18 protein-coding genes are annotated in these 17,440 nt (G+C 61.2%); 9 read left to right on the top strand and 9 right to left on the bottom strand.

Annotated features, from left to right (window positions below; translation table 11 throughout):
• Positions 1-159: 159 nt before the first annotated feature.
• Positions 160-1,356, bottom strand: coding sequence for an MFS transporter (locus IAE39_RS25550; protein ID WP_201207277.1), 1,197 nt, complete (start codon positions 1,354-1,356; stop codon positions 160-162).
• Positions 1,357-1,474: 118 nt separating this feature from the next.
• On the opposite strand from IAE39_RS25550, the gene IAE39_RS25555 reads away from it, so the two are divergent.
• On the top strand, positions 1,475-2,371 hold the full coding sequence (locus tag IAE39_RS25555; RefSeq protein ID WP_201207278.1) for a LysR family transcriptional regulator: 897 nt from the start codon (positions 1,475-1,477) through the stop codon (positions 2,369-2,371).
• On the opposite strand, the gene IAE39_RS25560 is transcribed toward IAE39_RS25555, so the two are convergent.
• The gene (locus IAE39_RS25560) at positions 2,352-3,272 is read right to left on the bottom strand and encodes a LysR substrate-binding domain-containing protein (protein ID WP_201207279.1); all 921 of its coding nucleotides are present in this window, start codon (positions 3,270-3,272) and stop codon (positions 2,352-2,354) included. The two genes, IAE39_RS25555 and IAE39_RS25560, sit on opposite strands and share 20 nt — an antisense overlap.
• Before the next feature lie 160 nt (positions 3,273-3,432).
• On the opposite strand from IAE39_RS25560, the gene IAE39_RS25565 reads away from it, so the two are divergent.
• From IAE39_RS25565 to IAE39_RS25595, 7 genes are all read left to right on the top strand, one after another.
• Positions 3,433-4,221, top strand: coding sequence for a YqcI/YcgG family protein (locus IAE39_RS25565; RefSeq protein WP_201207280.1), 789 nt, complete (start codon positions 3,433-3,435; stop codon positions 4,219-4,221).
• Positions 4,222-4,223: 2 nt separating this feature from the next.
• Entirely contained in the window at positions 4,224-4,850 is a 627-nt protein-coding gene (locus tag IAE39_RS25570) for a LysE family translocator (protein ID WP_201207281.1), read from the top strand.
• A gap of 39 nt (positions 4,851-4,889) precedes the next feature.
• Entirely contained in the window at positions 4,890-5,972 is a 1,083-nt protein-coding gene (locus IAE39_RS25575; protein ID WP_201207282.1) for a hypothetical protein, read from the top strand.
• Positions 5,973-6,109: 137 nt separating this feature from the next.
• Positions 6,110-6,805 carry a sel1 repeat family protein gene (locus IAE39_RS25580; RefSeq protein ID WP_201207283.1) on the top strand — a complete coding sequence of 232 codons (696 nt, stop codon included), beginning with the start codon at positions 6,110-6,112 and terminating at the stop codon, positions 6,803-6,805.
• A 327-nt stretch (positions 6,806-7,132) separates the two neighbouring features.
• Entirely contained in the window at positions 7,133-7,825 is a 693-nt protein-coding gene (locus tag IAE39_RS25585; RefSeq protein WP_201207284.1) for an AzlC family ABC transporter permease, read from the top strand.
• The gene (locus tag IAE39_RS25590; protein ID WP_104835140.1) at positions 7,822-8,136 is read left to right on the top strand and encodes an AzlD domain-containing protein; all 315 of its coding nucleotides are present in this window, start codon (positions 7,822-7,824) and stop codon (positions 8,134-8,136) included. Before IAE39_RS25585 ends, IAE39_RS25590 begins: the two co-directional genes overlap by 4 nt.
• Positions 8,133-9,035, top strand: a complete 903-nt coding sequence (locus IAE39_RS25595; protein ID WP_201207285.1) for an AraC family transcriptional regulator — start codon at positions 8,133-8,135, stop codon at positions 9,033-9,035. The genes IAE39_RS25590 and IAE39_RS25595 overlap by 4 nt, the downstream gene beginning before the upstream one ends.
• Here the strand turns inward: IAE39_RS25595 and dinB are convergent.
• Genes dinB through speD form a run of 5 tightly spaced genes read right to left on the bottom strand, consistent with a single transcriptional unit; the run spans position 8,983 to position 15,122 of the window.
• Positions 8,983-10,092, bottom strand: coding sequence for a DNA polymerase IV (gene dinB, locus IAE39_RS25600; protein WP_236548818.1), 1,110 nt, complete (start codon positions 10,090-10,092; stop codon positions 8,983-8,985). The genes IAE39_RS25595 and dinB overlap by 53 nt on opposite strands.
• Positions 10,085-12,133, bottom strand: coding sequence for an ornithine decarboxylase (locus IAE39_RS25605; protein WP_201207287.1), 2,049 nt, complete (start codon positions 12,131-12,133; stop codon positions 10,085-10,087). The genes dinB and IAE39_RS25605 overlap by 8 nt, the downstream gene beginning before the upstream one ends.
• Entirely contained in the window at positions 12,111-13,328 is a 1,218-nt protein-coding gene (locus IAE39_RS25610; protein ID WP_201207288.1) for an MFS transporter, read from the bottom strand. Before IAE39_RS25610 ends, IAE39_RS25605 begins: the two co-directional genes overlap by 23 nt.
• Before the next feature lie 14 nt (positions 13,329-13,342).
• Positions 13,343-14,749, bottom strand: a complete 1,407-nt coding sequence (locus tag IAE39_RS25615) for a coproporphyrinogen-III oxidase family protein (protein ID WP_201207289.1) — start codon at positions 14,747-14,749, stop codon at positions 13,343-13,345.
• Entirely contained in the window at positions 14,733-15,122 is a 390-nt protein-coding gene (speD, locus tag IAE39_RS25620; RefSeq protein ID WP_201207290.1) for an adenosylmethionine decarboxylase, read from the bottom strand. Before speD ends, IAE39_RS25615 begins: the two co-directional genes overlap by 17 nt.
• 537 nt (positions 15,123-15,659) lie before the next feature.
• Between speD and IAE39_RS25625 the strand changes: the two genes are divergently transcribed.
• Positions 15,660-15,887, top strand: coding sequence for a hypothetical protein (locus IAE39_RS25625; protein ID WP_201207291.1), 228 nt, complete (start codon positions 15,660-15,662; stop codon positions 15,885-15,887).
• 145 nt (positions 15,888-16,032) lie between these two features.
• On the opposite strand, the gene IAE39_RS25630 is transcribed toward IAE39_RS25625, so the two are convergent.
• Complete coding sequence (locus tag IAE39_RS25630; protein ID WP_201207292.1) at positions 16,033-16,512, bottom strand: copper chaperone PCu(A)C; 480 nt, start codon at positions 16,510-16,512, stop codon at positions 16,033-16,035.
• Entirely contained in the window at positions 16,513-17,121 is a 609-nt protein-coding gene (locus tag IAE39_RS25635) for an SCO family protein (protein ID WP_201207293.1), read from the bottom strand.
• Positions 17,122-17,440: the final 319 nt, after the last annotated feature.

The following is a 17,440-nucleotide window of genomic DNA, read 5'->3' on the forward strand; positions in this document are numbered from 1 at the left end:
AACGTAGGAGCGGCTTTAGCCGCGAAGCGCCGCGCGGGCGGCGCTCGATCTTATAGGCGCTGCAAATGCTTCGGCGAACACCTGCGGCGCTCGATCTCATAGGCGCTAAAAATGTCTCGGCGAACGCTTCGGCGCTCGATCTCACCGGCGCTGAAAACCTCAAGCCAAACGCTTCCCAGCCACAAACCCATTCCGCCGCCCGGCCCAGGCCAGCAGCCAGGCCAACGCCGTCAGCCCCAGCACAACCCCGCCAAACCCTTCCACGCCAACCCCGCTCAGCAACAGCCCGCCAATGATCCCACCCAAGGCAATGGCCGTGTTCCACACCGTCACCAGCATCGACTGCGCCACATCCCCGCCCTCGCCCGCCGCATCGGCGCAAGCGGTTTGCAACAGGGTCGGTGCGCCACCATAGGTCACCCCCCACAAGGCGACGCTCAGGTACACCAGCCACGCCGACACCTGCCCCAATGCCACCGTGACCAGGGCAAAACCGGCCAGGCTCAACAGCACCAGCATGCGCAGATGGCGGTCGACCAGTAAACCCACCAGGCCAATCCCCGCCAACGCCGACAGGCCGAACACCATCAGCACCGGGCCGATGTCTGCCGCCATGCCGGCCGCCGCCAGCAGCGCCACGATGTAGGTGTAGAGAATATTGTGGCCAAGGATCCAGCTGAGGATGACCAGCAGCACCAGCAACACCCCCGGCGTGCGCAGCACCTGCATCGCCGCCGGGCGCTTGCCGGCGGCCTGCCCCGGATAGTCCGGCACTGCGCGCAATACCCAGACCACCAGCAGTAGCGCCACCAGGGTGACTACCACGAACGTTGCGCGCCAACCCAACCCTGCCCCCAGCCAGGTGGCGATCGGCAAGCCGAGCGACAAGGCAATCGGCTGGCCGAGCATGGCCAACGCCATGGCTCTGCCCTGCTGCGCCACCGGCACCATGCGCCGGGCATGCCCGGCGATCAGCCCCCAGGCCAGCCCTGCCGCAGCGCCTGTAAAAAAGCGCAGCACCAGGGTCAGGCCGTTGCTGTTCGACAAGGCGGTCAGCCCGTTGAACAGTACAAAGCCGATGATCGCCAGCAACAATGCCCGGCGCCGATACCAGCCTTGGGTCAGGGTCACCAGCGGAATGGCCGTCAACAGCGAGCCCAGGGCATAGGCTGTGACCCATTGCCCGGCCATGGCCTGGCTGATGTGCATGCCATCGGAAATCTGGTCGAGCAAGCCGGCTGGCAGGGTTTCGCTGAGGATGGCGATAAAGCCGGTCATGGCCAGCGCCAACAACCCGCTGAGCGGCAAACGTTCACTGCCGGCAGCCAGCAGCGGTGCGGAGGATGTCTGGGACATTGCAAATGCCTTGGGTAGGAAAACAAGACGCACAGTCTGCAAGCCAGCACCATTGCGGAAAAAGGTGGGTACAATGCCGCTCACCCAGGACGCAAATGTCCGCAATAAGGATTGCAGCATGGACAGCCTCAGCGGCTTCGTGGTCTTCAACCGGGTGGCCGAAACCCGCAGCTTCGTCGCCGCCGGCCAGTCACTGGGGATCAGTGCTTCTGCAGTGGGCAAGCGCGTGGCTCGCCTGGAAAGCCGCCTGGGTGTCCGCCTGTTCCACCGCAGTACACGCAGCATCACCCTCACGGCCGAAGGCACATTGTTCCTTGAGCGCAGCCGGCGCATCCTCGCCGAAATCGAGGCCACCGAACAGGAGCTGTCGCAAGCCAGCGAAACCCCGCGCGGGCGCCTGCGGGTAAGCATGCCGCAGGTCACCGGGCTGGTGATGCCAGCACTGGCCGAGTTCATGGCGCTGTACCCACAGGTGGAACTGGACCTGGACTTCTCCGACCGCATGGTGGACATCGTCGGTGAAGGCTTCGATGTGGTCATGCGCGGCGGCCAACCCGTCGATTCACGGCTCAACGCCAAGTTCCTCGGGCACTTCCAGCACCGCCTGGTGGCCTCGCCCGAGTACCTGCGCGAACGCGGCACGCCCCTGCACCCACGCGACCTGGCAGCACACACCTGCCTGCACTACCGCTTCCCCAGCAACGGCAAGCTGGAAACCTGGCCGCTGCGCCAGGAGCACCCTGAACAGGCCTACGACATCCCCATCTCGATGGTCTGCAACCACGTCGAAACCCGTGTCTGCTTTGCCGTGAACCACCGCGGCATCACCTGCCTGCCAGACTTCAACGTGGGCCGCGAACTGGCCAGCGGCGCGCTGGTCACCGTGCTCGACGACTTCATGGAGCGGCGCGGCAGCTTCTACCTGCTGTGGCCGTCCGGGCGGCAGGTGCCGCCCAAGTTGCGGGTGTTCATCGACTTCATGCTGGAGCGGGTATTCAACCGTACAGGTAGTTGATGTCCTTGTAGGCCAGCGGCGGCACCTGGCCCTGCAGGAAGTCGCGCAGCTTGTGCATCTGCCGCGCCTTGGGGCTGGCCTTGAGCCAGGTCATGTAGTACCCGTCGCCGGTGGCCACGGCATGCTTGAACGGTGTAACCAGGCGCCCGGCCGCCAGGTCGGCACTGGCCAGCACCAGGTCGACCACCGAAATGCCCAGGCCTTGCTGGGCTGCGGAGATGCCCTGGTCGAGCGTGTCGAACACCTGCCCCTGGTCGATGCTGATGTCCAGCGCATCCATCCGCGCCAGCCAGCGCCGCCAGTCGCGGCGGTCGGGGGACGGGTGCAGGAATTCGCAGCGGCTCAGGTCGGACAGTTGCGGTTGCGCCTGGGTCATGTAGTCCGGGTGGCACACCGGAATCAGCCATTCATCGAACAGCTTGAAGCTCTCGATATCGGCAGGAAAGCGCCCATTGGCCAGCAGAATGGCGCAGTCGTAGGGCTCGGAATAGAAGTCCACGCTGTCGATGTCCATCCACACGCTCGAGAGCTGCACGCTGCAGTTGTCCTCTAGCTTCTTGAACGCATCCAGCGCCCGCAGCAGCCAGCGCACAGTCAGCGTCGAGGGCGCCTTCAGGCGCAGGCCATAGCGGTCCTGGCGCAGCAGCGCGCAAGCATTCTCGATGATCTTGAAACCGACTTTCAATTCCTGCGCCAGCAGGCGACCGTGCTCGGTCAGGCTCAGTTTCGGCCCGCGACGTTCGAACAGGTCGCAGCCGAACATGGCTTCAAGCGTCTTTATGTGGTGGCTGACGGCCCCTTGGGTCAGGGCCAGCTCTTCTGCCGCGCGGGTAAAGGAGCCATAGCGAGAGGCCACCTCGAAAGCACGCAGGGCGTGCAGGGCCTGAATCCGTTCCGACATGGCAGCGTCCCGAGCATGAGTGAGACTAATAGTAGGTCATAGTTCCACGCGTTTTACAACGTCAGGTGCCTCTCGGAAAATGCAAGTAAATAACAAACATCACCAAGATCCTGCCTGCATATGACTGGAACGTTCACTTAATTCAACGCCTGGGGAAATCATGTTTACGGGATATGGAAATTGCTATCGCCTGGATGCGCTAGAGCTCACCGCTGAACATGGTCACAACACGCAACACTGGACGTACTCAACCATAGAACACTTTCGCAATACGCTCGCCAACCCAGAGTTTCCATGCCTGTTCGGCCGCAAGGCGGTAAACGGCGAAACCTGCCACATCCTGTTCGCCCGCGCCGAACAACTGGCCGATGATATCGCACAAGGCCTGGCCGATTATGTGCGCAGCGTCGCACCGATCGCACCCAAGCAGCGCATCGGCAGCCCGCTGGTGGTGTTCCTCGAAACCGCAGCGGGCACCAGCCTGAGTGAACAGCAGGCGCTGGCCTGGAAGGTGCTGCGTGGCGTGCATGCACGCGACCCGCACCCTTGGCCACAGGGTATCCCGACCGACCCCGACGATACCGGCTGGTCGTTCTGCTACGCCGGCATGCCCCTGTTCATCAACATGAACTTCCCGGGCCACCAACACATGAAAAGCCGCAACCTGGGGCCGCACATAACCTTCGTCATCAACCCGCGGGAGAACTTCGACGAAGTGGCCAACGCCAACACCGAAAGTGGCAGGCGAATTCGCGCACGCATTCGCGAGCGCGTGCACCACTACAACGACGGCGTCGTGCCGGACACCCTTGGCGCTTTCGGCGATACCGACAACTACGAGTGGAAGCAGTATCAATTGCAGGAGGCGGGCTCACTCAACCCGCCACGCTGCCCGTTCCACGCCCATGCCGCACACCAGGCGACGCCTGACATACTGATCGAGAACTGACCGTGAATACCGCACTCACCGCCACCTATGCCCTCACCGTCCTGCTACTGATCGCCACCCCCGGCCCGGTGGTGGCACTGATCGTCAACACCGCAGCCGCCTCCGGCTCACGCAAGGCCATGTTCACCGCCGTCGGCACCAACTGGGCGTCCCTGGTGCTGATTGGCGCGGCCGCCTGGATCATCCTCACCAGCGCCGCCATCGACAAGGCCTGGCTCAGCGTCATGAGCCTGCTCGGCTGCCTGTTCATCGGCTATATCGCCGTGGGCACGCTGAAGGAAGCCCTGCAGGCACCCGCTCAAGATACCGCAAGCCACGCGGCCAAGCCTGGCCGCGGCGGGCTGCTGCAAGGCTTCATGGTGGGTATCTCCAACCCCAAGGACATCATCTTTTTCATTGCCTTCTTCCCGCAGTTCATCCAGATCACCGAATCGTTCGGCAAGAGCATGGTGGTGTTGTCGTTGCTGTGGGTGGCCATCGATTTTGCCGTACTCAGCCTGTACATCTTCGCCATCGGCAAGATTGCTTCGCAGCGCAGCAACCGTGTGATCAGCCTGGCTTCGGGCGTTGCCCTGCTGCTGATTGCCGCTGGCGGCCTGCTGTACAACCTCAAGGAACTGGCGGCCTGAACGTGAAGCGCAGTACCCGACGCACCCGCAGGAGAACGCATGACCACAACTGACACGAGCCCGTCTCCTTCGCCCTTGCAACAGGACTACCAGCGCTTTCTGCTGCTGGGTAGCCGCCGTGCCCCGCACACCGTGCACGTGCACGAAACCGGCTACCGCTCCGGCACCATCAACACCGATGCCCTGGGCCTGCGCTACAGCCGCTGCGCCGGCAAGCGCTTTTCGGTGGCCGAACGCGGCGGTGCCTCACGCATCAACCTGCTGGTCGGTGGCTCCACGGCCCTGGGCATCGGCGCCAGTTCCGACGAGCACACGGTGGCCTCGCACCTGTCGATGCTCACGGGCGAAGTGTGGCTGAGCCTGGCCGGTTGCGGGCTCAATGCCAGCCAGGAACTGCTGATGTTCCTGACCCACCAGCACCGCCTTGGCCAACTCGGCCATGTGGTGGTGCTCAGCGGCCTCAACAGCCTGGCCCACGAAGCCCTGTGTGAAGTGCTCGCCAGCCCTGGCGACGCGCAGCACGCCAAGGCCTACCAAGCGTTCCTGAACAGCTTCAGCGAAGGCATGCAACCCGCCGCACCGCCCCGTCGCCAGTCGCTGTGGCGGCGCATCGGCCAGGCCTTTGCACCAGCACCGGTCGAAGCCCCGGTCAGTTGGCCGCTGTCATCGCCGGAAAAACGCCTGGCCCGTGCCGCTGACAACATTGGCCGGACCTTGCGCCAATGGGACCGGCTGCTGGCAGACAGCAATGCCACCCTCACCTTCATCCTGCAGCCGTTGCTGCCCTGGTGCCGGGAAACCCTGCCTGCGGGGGAGCAGGCCATGCTGGCCGCCCTGGAGCAACAACCCGCCAATTTCGAGCGGCTGCTGGACGGCGCATTCGACAGCCAGTTGCACTCGGCGTTTTTCCGCCGCATCAAGAGCCAGGCCGATCCGGTGCCCTGCTACGACATGAACGGCATGCTCAGCAGCTCGCCGGTGTTCGGTGCCGACCTGTTCATCGATCGCCTGCACCTGAACGATCTGGGCAACAATGCCTTGGCCAAGGTGATCACCGCCAAGCTTGGCCTGGCCCAGGAAAAGCACGCCCAGCGCAAGGTCACCCCCATCAGGCTCGTCTGACAATTGCACAGCGGTCTTTCGGCCAGCCCCTTGGCTGGCTAGAATACGTCGTCGTTCCGATTTTCCCGAGGCGCACGCTTGACCGCCATGACCTTCGAAACCGCCCATTCGCTCCTGACTGCCCATGGGGTTTACCTGTGAGCCTTGTGCGAAGCCTGCCCGCACTGTGGGTCGCCTTGATGCCGCTGGCTGCACATGCGCTGGAGGTCAGCATCGACCCGCATGCCGACCTGCTCTACCGCCAGGCCTTGCCGTTGCTGGAGCAGGCCGACAGCCAGGACAACGCCAGCAACACGCTGCGCACCGCCTTGGGCGGTGATCCCGAGCTCAACCGTCAGGGCCAGGCCATGGCACACACCCTGCCGACTGCGGTTGCCCTGCTGAAGAAATCGGTCGAGCTGGGCCACCCAGTCGCGCAGTACCGCCTGGCGCTGTACTACATGACCTACCTGCCTGCCGCGCAAATAGCCGATGCCGCCTGCCCGCTGCTAGAAGCCAGCCTCAAGCAAGGTTTTGCCGCCCCTGCGCCAGCCATCGCCACTTGGTGCCGCCCCTACAACAGCAGCGATGAATACCGCGCTGCGCTTGAAGCCATTCCCAACATGGCCACCGTGTACGCCCCCTACTACCCGCAACCCGCCAGCCGCCTGGCCTGCAGCCGCAGCCGGCCCCAAGGCATCGAGATGCTCTGGGGGCGCCAGCGTGATTACCAGGCCGAGGTGTACCGCCTGCTCGGCGATCTCGACCCCCAACACCGCCTGAGCCTGTTGCAGAAGGCCGTGGAGATCAACGGCTGCGTGACCGCGCAGCAGCACTTGAGCAGCCGCCCCTGATCCCTCTTTCTGACCAAGACTGGCCCCTCTCATAGAACTGCACATGACTCATTGAATTAGCAGGGACACTGTGGGAGCGGCTTTAGCCGCGAACACCGGCGCAGCCGGTGCCATGTACCGCGTTGGATTCTTCGCGGCTAAAGCCGCTCCCACAGGGTATGCGGACCGCTTACGAACTCAGTTCTCTGCGCGAGTGTGCAGCCCAAAGGGGTGGGTGATCTCCTACAGGGATCGCGCACGCCAGCCAGCAGACCAGCAAGATCGTTCAAGCCATCCCCCTGCCCCGTCTGGCATGCTGGCCTGCCACGTAACCGCACTGCAGCCATCATGCCCCACATCGCTCGCCAAGCCTTTCTCCACGGCGCCATCGCCATTCTCCCGCTGTCCCTGGCCGTCGCCCCCTGGGGCTTGCTGGCCGGTTCGATGGCCATCGAAGCCAACCTCAGCGCCTGGCAGGGCCAAGGGCTGTCGGCCATCGTTTTCGCCGGCGCCGCGCAACTGGTGGCCATTGGCATGCTCAAGGGCGGCGCGAACCTCGCATCGATCCTGCTGACGACCCTGCTACTGACCTCGCAGCACCTGCTGTATGGCCTGTCGATGCGCCCGGTGCTGTCCAGCCAGCCGCTGCGTTGGCGGCTGGGCCTGGGCTTTCTGCTGACCGACGAATTCTTCGCCCTGACCAGCCAGTACGACCAGCAACAGTTCAACCGCTGGTACGCCCTGGGGGTAGGCCTGATCTTCTATGTCGCCTGGAACCTGTTTACCCTGGCCGGGATCCTGCTGGGCCAGAGCATTCCGCACCTGGACCAGTTCGGCCTGGACTTCTCCATCGTTGCCACCTTCGTCGCGCTGATCGCCCCGCTGGTGCGCAACCGGGCCACCGTGGTGTGCGTGGCCGTATCACTGTTCTGTTCGGTGCTGTTCAGCTACTGGCACTGGGAAACGGCGCTGGTGGCCGCAGGCCTACTGGGCATGAGTGCCGGCTTCATCTGCCAGAAATTCGCCGGAGCCCGCCCATGACCTGGATCCTGATTTTCGCCATGGGCGCCATCGTGTTCCTAAACCGCTATGCATTCCTTGAGCCACGCCTGCCGCTGCGCCTGAGTTCCAACGCCCGGCAATTCCTCGGCTTTGCCGTGCCCGGCATGCTGACTGCTATTTGCGGCCCGATCATCTTCATGCCCGAGCATCAGCTCAACCTCAGCCTGCTCAACCCCTACCTGCTGGGCTCGCTGGTGGCCATCGCCCTGGTGCTGTTGACCCGCAGCGTATTGCTGAGCATGCTGGTGAGCATGTTGATCTTTTTCTTCCTGCGCAGCTGGCTGGCATGAGCACGCCCCTGCGCGAGCAGACACACCTCTGGCAGGCGCCAGCCCTGGGCGACGTCGAAATGCTGCACGCGCGCTACTTTCAGCAGCGCTTCGCCCCGCATGTGCACGAAGGTTATGTGTTCACCGTGATCGAGTCTGGCGCCCAGCGTTTCTGGCACCGTGGCAGCGAACACCTGGCGCCGGTCGGCAGCATGGTACTGATCAACCCCGACGAACTGCACACCGGTGCCACCGCCCATGAAGCCGGCTGGCGCTACCGTGGCTTCTACCCCGAGCATGGGCGGGTCACCGGCGTGCTTGACGAACTGGAACTGGGCCGCCACGGCATGCCCAGTTTCAAGGACAGCGTGATCCAGGACCCGGCCCTGGCCATCGCCTTCAGCCAGCTGCACCAGCTTTCCGAAGCCGGCGCCAGTGCCCTGCAGCAACAGACTGCCTGGCGCCAGGCAGTGCTGGCCCTGGTGCAACGCCATGGGCAATGCGCCGAGCCTTCGGCCCCGGGGCACGAACCCCTGGCCGTGGCCCGCGCCCGTGAATTGCTGGAAAGCCAGTTGGCCGACCCGCCCTCACTGGAGGCGCTGGCGGCCGCGGTCAACCTGTCACCCTTCCATTTCGCCCGGGTATTTCGCCAGGCTACCGGCCTGCCGCCACATGCCTGGTTGAAACAGCGGCGCCTGGCCCGCGCGCGGGAAATGCTCAAGAGTGGCCTGGTCGCGTCGGAAGTAGCGTTCGACCTGGGCTTTGCCGACCAGAGCCATTTGAGCCGGCAGTTCAAGCAGGCTTACGGGGTGTCGCCGGGGGCTTACAGGCAAGCCTGTGTTCATTCGATCGTGCCGACCAAACCGCTCAAAACGCCAGTTCAATCTGCAAAGGGTCCGGCTGGCACTTTCGAATCCTGACGGCAACACCTACAAGACGCACGGCTCGCCCTTGCCGTTTGGTGTCCCAAAGCATGCGACACAGCCCCTGCATGACCTGCGGCTGCAAAGACAGTGCAGGTGCCTCGGCGCTGGCAATGGAAAAGTCGGAGAATTTGAGTTTGACATGGTTCCTGATAATGGCCGGCGTATGGCCAAGCGCGTCCAGACGGGTCGTCAACGCCGCCAGCAAAAGATCCAGCTGTCTGGCACAACCGGCAAAGTCCTCACAGTCGCTGGGCAGCGTGTGCTCGACACCCACGGACTGGACACCGCCGGGCTTTCCTTCATAGCCCTCCAGGCCCCGGCAACGCTCCCACACATAGAAACCGTGCGCCCCAAGGTGTCGCAACAAAGCCGGTATCATGTCGTCCGTGACATCAGCACATTTCAGGCAGCCCAATGCCTGCAACACGCCCCATGTCCTGGGCCCCACGCCCGGGATCTTGCGAATATCCAGATTGGCAAGATAACCCTGCACCTGATCAGGCGCGATCACACACTGGCCATTGGGCTTGTTCACTTCCGAAGCGATTTTCGCCAGGTACTTCAGAGGCGCGACGCCCGCAGAGGCCGTCAGCTGCAGTTCTTGCTCAATAGCTGCCCGGATGCGGCTTGCCATGTACGTCGCCGACCCGTGGCAGTGCGTCTGCCCTGTCACATCCAGCGTGGCTTCATCCAGCGAGAGAAACTCGATGACGGGGGTAAATCGTCGAAAAATGGCCTCCAGCCTGCGGGTCACCGCTTCATACCGTTCGAAGCGTACCGGCAACAGCACTAATTCCGGGCACAATCGTTGCGCGGTGACGGTTGCCATTCCACTTCTGACGCCGAAACGCCTGGCAATGTAATTGGAAGTGCTGATTACGCCCCTGTCTTTCGCCATGCCGCCAACCGCGACCGGCCGCTCGCACAGCCATGGGGCATCCAGCAGCTCGACGGCAACGAAGTACGAGTCCATGTCGACGTGAATGTACTTACGCCCATGACGTTGCAGCTGGTTGAGCGTGCCCCCCGGCGGTTGAGTGCGCTCAGCCAAGCACAAACACCCCGAACGAGGCCGATCCATCGGTTTCGCGAATGCTGTGCACACCTTGAATGTGCGGGGCAAACTCGGGGTAGTGCGCAGACAAGGCCTCCACTGCTTGCAGATAGCCAACCAACGCAGCGGTCCAGCGTTCACCGGGAGCAATGCACATAATGCCGGGGGGATATGGAATAACGCCCTCGGCCGCAACCCTGCCTGCAACCTCCCCGACCCGCTGCAGGCTGGCCTCACCGCGCACGAACTGTTGGTTGGCCTGATATGGGGAGCAACTTCCCTGTACCGCCCCGATGGCACTGAAAATCTCACTCTGTCGGCGCTCGACCCGATGGGTGCGATAGAGCGTGCTGATGCGCTCTCCGAGCTCAGCGATGGACAGGCCCTGGTAGCGTGCCGAAGCCGCATGTAGCGACGGCAGCACTTGCATCACCGCAGTGCCCTTGAGCCAGTGCGCTTCGAAATCCTCGAGAGCGCCCACCAGTCTGTCCAACGCGGCACTGTCACTGGAGGGTGTAATCAACAAGGTGAGCGTGAAGAAATCTGTTTTCTCCGGGGTGAAACCGCAATCTCGCAGATAGTGGGCAACCAAGCATGCAGGAACCTCTGACTGCACGCGGGTAGAAAAGATGGCTTTACAGGGGTCGACATAATGCATGCCGGGCTCAATTGCCCACTCCCCCTGCGCCTGATATTCGCACGAAGCCTGTGCAACAGGCGGCATCAATGGCCGGATCAGCCGGCATCGACGTTCAACCTGTTCGCGCAACGCCTGCGCAGCAGCCAGCGCTTGCCGCCAATGACGCTCGCCTTCGCCGTCGGCCAGCATAGCTGCATTCACTTCCAGCGACATGAACAAGGGATACGACGGGCTGGTAGAGGCGTGCTGCATGAAAGCCGCGTTGAACACTGGCCACGAGCAATAACGGCGCAGGTGGCTGATATGCCGGTCTTTCTTGTGGATCTGTGAAGTCTGGGAAAGACCCGACATCTGTTTGTGCACCGACTGCGTCACGACAATGCCGGGAGAGCTGTCGGTCAATTGCACGCTTAGCGGCGATAGCCTGGCCAGCGCGGGAACGAAAGGTTCATAGCCAACCCAGGCGCCATCGAACAGCACGTAATCACACAGATGCCCGATGCGCTCAAGCACTGCGGCGGCGTCGACCACCACACCATCACAGGTCGCCTGCTGGATGACCGCTAGGCGAAAGGGCCTGGGTTCGCGCGCCCGATGCTCACAGATCTGCCCCACCCGGCTACGTAAATGGCCCTCATCCAGAGCACCCGATCGGTACCCGCCCAACACGCCCCGCTCATCCCGCACGTTGTCCAGGTATACCGGAAGCGCGCCGCACTGAACCAGGGCACCCAGAAACACCGACTTGTGGTTATTACGGTCCATCAGCACCAGGTCGCCTGCCGCCAGCAATGCACTGGCAACGACCTTGTTGGCAGTGGACGTGCCATTGAGCACGAACCAGCTGTCATCGGCGCCAAACACCCTTGCAGCCAATTGCTCGGCCTCCCGGACCGGGCCTTCATGCCCCAGCACATCACCGAGCTCCGGCGCTGCATGGGGCACATCCACCTGGAACACTCCCGGCCCCAGCAACTGGCTGAAACGAGCCCCAACGGGGTGTTGCTGCAAACAGGCTCCTCCTTGGTGACCAGGGCAGGCAAAGGTAGGACGGCGCTGCTCGACAAACAGCGCAACCGCACGAGTGAAAGGCGGCAGTACCTGATGTTCAAAGGCGCGCGCCGCAACCACCAACCGAGCCTTGTCATTCCCCGACAACGGCACAGTCAGGCTTCGCTCTTCGCTGGCCAACAGGCCATTCGCACCCTGCGAGCCGATGAACAGGGGTAACTGCCAACGCTCCACTGCCTCAAGTACGCTGGCTTGCAGCGCATCCTCGGGCGTCAGGAACAACGCCGAAGCAAGTGCGAGATGTGCTGACGAATGAAAGGGCACTGCCCGCACGCCGTCCCATGCCTGCACATTGAGCGCCACGCTATATACGATTGTCGGTGTCATCGGCATTTCCTTTCAGGTTCCAGCGCACAGGCGCGATGAACAGCATCAGCGTCATCCAGAAGAAGGTTGCAGGCCCCGCAAGCACGAATACCAAACTGGCAACCAGCCCTGAAACGGCATCACCAATGACGGCCGTGAAGTAATAAAGCGAAAAATTCCTGCCCACTTCGTGCTCCCTCGACAAGCACTGGATGTTGGTCACAATCGCGATATCGACAAATGCGCCAATGAAGCCGACCAGAAACAGGATCGATAGAAACAGCCAGCTGTTGAACTGCAACGCCACCGCTGCAGCCAGAAACAATGCGCCGTACAGGAGCCAGTAACGCAATACCAAGCGTGCCGTTGTGCGCGGGTTGAAGCGTGTGTAGAGCACCCCGCCAAGCACAGTACCGGCCGCAAGCAATGAAAGGACGTAACCCACCGCAGCTTCAGATGCAAAATGTTCAAGCACCGAAGCCGGAAGAATGAAGCGAATGACCGAGGTGGCAAACATCGCGCAAAGCGTGGTGCAACCAATAACGGCAAACAACGGCGCATTACTGGCCCTTAACTGGCCAACACTGCGCGCAGCATCGCGGACGATGGCACGCCCCTCAAAGGCTTGCCGGGTACTTTTCCTGCCAGGCCCCAGGGTGGCGATGGAGATGGCCGACAGCACCAGGCATGTCGCAAAAAACAAGAAGGTTGCCTCACGAGAAAGCAGTATTACGCAGGCTGAAAAAACCAGCGGGCCGATAATCGAGGCCGCATCCTCGATCACTTGGACACCACTGTTGACCGAGGCCAGATGGTCCTTTGCGACAAGGTCCGGAAAGTAGGCGCGAAATGTCGGCACGTAGAGGCATTCAAGCGCCGTCATGACCATCGCAAGCCCCACCAATAGGGGTAATACCGGGGTTAACAGGCCGAACAAGGCAAAGAAGGCAAGCGCCAATAGCCCTTTGGCGACCTCTACTGCCAACAGGGTTTTCTTTTTGTCGGCGTTATCCGCCAACCAGCCACCCAACGGAGAAAACACGACGCTTGGCAAGTATCGAAAAAAATAAGCGATGCCGATCAAAAGCAGATCGGCCTCGGTGAGGGAGACGATGGCCACGGCAAATGCCGCTTCGAAAGCAAATTCACCACATTTTGAAAAACCGTAACCACACGCCAGCGATCGCGTTCCATAATTCAGATTCAGCGCTTGCATACTTCATGTTTTCCTCAGCCAGCGGCATAGATCAACTCGTGCTCGGTGATATCCCGCCCAGGCACATCAAGCCGCTCGAAAACCAGCTTCCTGAGAATGTCCTGCTCGCTTGCCGGCATCAGGTAGAACATGATGTTGCTGTACCAGAGCCAGCCAAGCCGCGTCAGCCGATAACATTGAGAGTCCTCAAGCACCAGGCCAGCCCGGATCAACGCATCAAGCCGCCGCATCAGCGCTTCGGGCACGCGGCTCAATTCAACCAGGCGTTTGTCTACTGACCCGTGATAGGCCAGGCGAACGACCAGCGGCTTGACCACATCCAGCAGCGCGTCATGCCTGCTCACTTGGCACACGTGCTCCCCTTGCGCCATGCCTCGGGTGTATTTTTCGCGAGATGAAGTATTGGTAATGACGTGCCCCGCCACCGAAGAGATTGCCCCCACACCGAAGCCCAGCAGGTCATGATCGGCATAACCGTAAACATGCTCGTGATAGATGAAGGCGTAATCATCGGCAAACAGCGCATTGCCAGCCCCGGGCCTGCGTACATAGCCATGACCGTTATAAGGGACATAGCCATATTGGCGCAGGTGCTCATCGAGCATAAACTTCATATTGAGCTTGCGCATGGCAGGCATTACGTCAGCGAAGCGAGCCTTGATTTGTCTGTGCAACTTGACCGAGGTTGCAGCGTTGTTGATCGGGTAGATATCGATATTGCTAACGCCCATCGCCACTGCCTTGTCAATGTCGACGAGCGTCTGCGCTTCAGTGCTACCGTTCATGCCATAAAGGATGTCACAGAGCACATGTTCAAACTGGTTGGACAACAGATCGGCAGCACGCTCGACCTTGCCTACGTCCGGGTCAAGGTTGAACAGTTGTCGCCATTCGCGATCCATCGTTTGCAGGCCAAATCGCGCGTGAGTCACACCGATGGCAGCCAGCGCGCGAATGCGCTCCTCGGTGACACTTGTGACACTGAATTCGAACGAGAACTCCTGGACGTTGCCCATATCGAAATGAAGATGCAGCGCCTCGCCAATGTCGTGGATGTTATGCGGTGACAGCAGCGACGGTGTCCCACCACCAAAAAATATGGCCCTGACCGGAACCGCCTTCAGGTCCATGGCTTGCGCCTTGTACTCGATTTCGCTGATCAGCGCCTTTGTATACCGGTCGATGTCACTGGCACTCTTGTACAGCCCCCGGGTAAACGGGCAAAACGAACAAATGGCCTCGCAAAAAGGAATGTGAAAGTACAACGCGCGTGAGCGCGAAGCCTGATTGGCTGCGGACATGATTCCGGCGAATTGATGTGGGGCTGGCTGGTAAACATCGCGGGCTTGCGACGGGAAGAAAAAATTGTACAACGGAAATTGATAATCAAACTTCAACAACCCTTTATCGAGCAGCTGCATGTTCCCCTCCCACGCGTTCAATGACTGCACTGCCGCGCAGCAGCGTTCGTCTATTGACCTGTACGCCCGCTCCAAAAAACGCCGAAATTCGATCATTGATCAATTGATTGTTTTTGCCACAGGTATAGACATCGATACTGATGTATTCACGCTCAGGGTAGGTATGGTAAGACAGGTGAGACTCCGACAACAGGAAAAGCCCGGTAACACCCTCCCCGCCCGAGGAAAACTTGTGAATCATATCGCTGATAATATTGAAGCCGGACGCCTGCAAGGTCGTCAGAAAAAAGCGGTGCAACCTTTTGTCATTGCTCAGCAACTTTGCGCTGGCACCCGTGATATCCCAGATAGTGTGGTAGCCACGATCGTCCATAAAGCGTGCTCCTGCTCAAGGAAAATAAAGGGGCGACACTAAGCCGCCCCCCTTCTTACCACATGCACACACCTTGAGTGGTGACGCCGGTTACATCGGTCTTGAACAGTTCGATTGCAGATTTCATGGGTGAACTCCTTTCAGATTATTGGAATTGCCCTTGCATCGCTTGGGCAACTACAACCTAAGGCTCACCCCGACTCACACACAATACCCAAGTTGTAACAGCACCGCAGCCTATCCTGCAGCTCGAAACAAAACCTAGGAACTTTCCTACAGAGGGAGTTAATTGATAAGGGACGCCTTCTGAAGTGCAATGCTGCGATGCAGAGCAGTTCAGCGCATCGCGCTGAACGATTCAAACGGCTTGTCACACACCGGTGAACGGTACCGATTTTAAACACGATGTTTATAAGTAACGAGTTGTTGCGAACGCGCAGAGGCAGCCATTAGCCGCTACCTCTGCGCCTTTTGCAACGACAGCTGAGCACCGCCAGTGCTCTGCTACACTGACAGGGCTGAATGGAGGATCCTGCCATGTCCGAAAGAGAGCTCACCACCCTCCTGTCGCTGATGACCCAGCGCCAGGCCTGCCTGAGCAGTGCCTGCAAGGAGATTGCCGACTGGATCGACCGGCAGGGCGACATGCCCGCCGCCGGCAAGATCCGCGCAAGCCTCAAGGCCCTGGAGGCCGATGAAGCCCAGGTCCGCAAGACCTTGACCTCACTGACCCTCGACAGGCCATTGCCCAGGTTTCGCAGCTGATTGCAATTGGGGCCGCTTTGCGGCCCTATCGCGACACAAGGCCGCTCCTACAGGGATAGCGTCAGCCTTGACGGCTACGTTAGTCCTGTAGGAGCGGCCTTGCGTCGCGATGGGCTGCGAAGCAGCCCCAAAGCTTTCGGAGTGATCAGTGCTTCATGTGCATGTGATCATGCCCGCCCGCCTCGGCGTTCAGCGCACGCACTTCAGCCTGCACGTCCACGGTTTCCTTGGCGCCCTTGGCATCTTCGATGGTCAGGGTCAGTGGTACTTTGTCGCCCTCCTTTACCTGATTGTTCAGGCCCATCAGCATCACGTGCAGGCCGTTCGGGTCCAGGGTCACGGCCTTGCCAGCCGGCAACTCGACGCCTTTCACCTCACGCATGCCCATCACGTCACCGTTCATGGTCATTTCATGCACCTGCACGGTCTTGGCCACAGGCGATGCCACACTCACCAGCTTGCTGTCGCTGCTGGCGGTCAGGGTCATGAACGCACCGGTGGACTGCTGGTGCGGCACGCTGGCACGTACCCAGGCATCGCTCACGGTGGTCTGGGCCAGGGCAGGCAGTGCCAGGCCCATCAGGACCAGGGCAGCCAGGCCGCGTTTGATCGGTTGCATCGACATTCAGCAGATCTCCATCAGGGTGACCAGGTCTTCGGCGCATTCCTTGGCGTTCAGGGAATGGCCCAGGCTCAGGCGCAGGGTGCCACGTGTATCGTAGACGTAGCTGGTGGAAGAGTGAGAAATGGTATAGGTGTCCCCGGCCGGAACCTTCTCGTAGAACACCTTGAACTCCTTGGCCACCGCGGCGATTTCTTCGGGGGTGCCGGTCAGCGCGGTGAATGTCGGGTCGAAGGCCTTGACGTACGCATCCAGCACCTCGGGGGTGTCGCGTTCCGGGTCCAGGGTAATGAACACCACCTGGAACAGGTCACGGTCACGGCCCCTCAGCAGCTGACGGATCTGCGCCGCACGCGCCAAGGTGGTCGGGCATACTGCCGGGCACTGGGTGAAGCCGAAGAAGATCATCGGCATGCTGCCGTAGAAGCTCGACAGGGTGCGCACGTTGCCCTGCGGGTCCTTCAGGCTGAACTTGCGCCCGAGGATTTCGTTGCTCATGTTCTTGCCGTACTTGAACTCGAGCCCCCGGGCCGGGCTGCAGCCCGCCAGCAGGCCAAGCCCGAGAACGCCCATGCCGGCGACGACTGCACGCCGGCTATATAGATCATTCATGAAACCATCCTTTACAGGGAAGGTGCCGACCCTCGGGACGGGCCGGTCGAAAAACCGGGGCATTCTGGCATGACGCCCAGAGGGGTTCTACCCGACCAAGGCGAGGATGGCCTGCAGCCCTTTGAATACGGGCTGCGGCCTGTTGTCGCAGGGGTTGAAACCGTAACACTTTGTTGCTAAGAGAGCTGCTTGAACGCGATCCGTGTAGGAGCGGCCTTGCGTCGCGATCGGGGTGCGAAGCAGCCCCGGCAATCTTGCGACAGGGCAAAGATCGTGGGGGCGCTTCGCACCCCGATCGCGACGCAAGGCCGCTCCTACA

The organism is Pseudomonas sp. S37 (assembly GCF_016658545.1).
Taxonomy (GTDB): Bacteria; Pseudomonadota; Gammaproteobacteria; order Pseudomonadales; family Pseudomonadaceae; genus Aquipseudomonas.

Excerpts from the sequence above, each read along its gene's own strand:
- IAE39_RS25550 (WP_201207277.1), bottom strand. The coding sequence starts at position 1,356 with ATGTCCCAGACATCCTCCGCACCGCTGCTGGCTGCCGGCAGTGAACGT.
- IAE39_RS25555 (WP_201207278.1), top strand. The coding sequence starts at position 1,475 with ATGGACAGCCTCAGCGGCTTCGTGGTCTTCAACCGGGTGGCCGAAACC.
- IAE39_RS25560 (WP_201207279.1), bottom strand. The coding sequence starts at position 3,272 with ATGTCGGAACGGATTCAGGCCCTGCACGCCCTGCGTGCTTTCGAGGTG.
- IAE39_RS25565 (WP_201207280.1), top strand. The coding sequence starts at position 3,433 with ATGTTTACGGGATATGGAAATTGCTATCGCCTGGATGCGCTAGAGCTC.
- IAE39_RS25575 (WP_201207282.1), top strand. The coding sequence starts at position 4,890 with ATGACCACAACTGACACGAGCCCGTCTCCTTCGCCCTTGCAACAGGAC.
- IAE39_RS25585 (WP_201207284.1), top strand. The coding sequence starts at position 7,133 with ATGCCCCACATCGCTCGCCAAGCCTTTCTCCACGGCGCCATCGCCATT.
- IAE39_RS25590 (WP_104835140.1), top strand. The coding sequence starts at position 7,822 with ATGACCTGGATCCTGATTTTCGCCATGGGCGCCATCGTGTTCCTAAAC.
- IAE39_RS25595 (WP_201207285.1), top strand. The coding sequence starts at position 8,133 with ATGAGCACGCCCCTGCGCGAGCAGACACACCTCTGGCAGGCGCCAGCC.
- IAE39_RS25605 (WP_201207287.1), bottom strand. The coding sequence starts at position 12,133 with ATGACACCGACAATCGTATATAGCGTGGCGCTCAATGTGCAGGCATGG.
- IAE39_RS25610 (WP_201207288.1), bottom strand. The coding sequence starts at position 13,328 with ATGCAAGCGCTGAATCTGAATTATGGAACGCGATCGCTGGCGTGTGGT.
- IAE39_RS25615 (WP_201207289.1), bottom strand. The coding sequence starts at position 14,749 with ATGCAGCTGCTCGATAAAGGGTTGTTGAAGTTTGATTATCAATTTCCG.
- speD (WP_201207290.1), bottom strand. The coding sequence starts at position 15,122 with ATGGACGATCGTGGCTACCACACTATCTGGGATATCACGGGTGCCAGC.
- IAE39_RS25625 (WP_201207291.1), top strand. The coding sequence starts at position 15,660 with ATGTCCGAAAGAGAGCTCACCACCCTCCTGTCGCTGATGACCCAGCGC.
- IAE39_RS25630 (WP_201207292.1), bottom strand. The coding sequence starts at position 16,512 with ATGTCGATGCAACCGATCAAACGCGGCCTGGCTGCCCTGGTCCTGATG.
- IAE39_RS25635 (WP_201207293.1), bottom strand. The coding sequence starts at position 17,121 with ATGAATGATCTATATAGCCGGCGTGCAGTCGTCGCCGGCATGGGCGTT.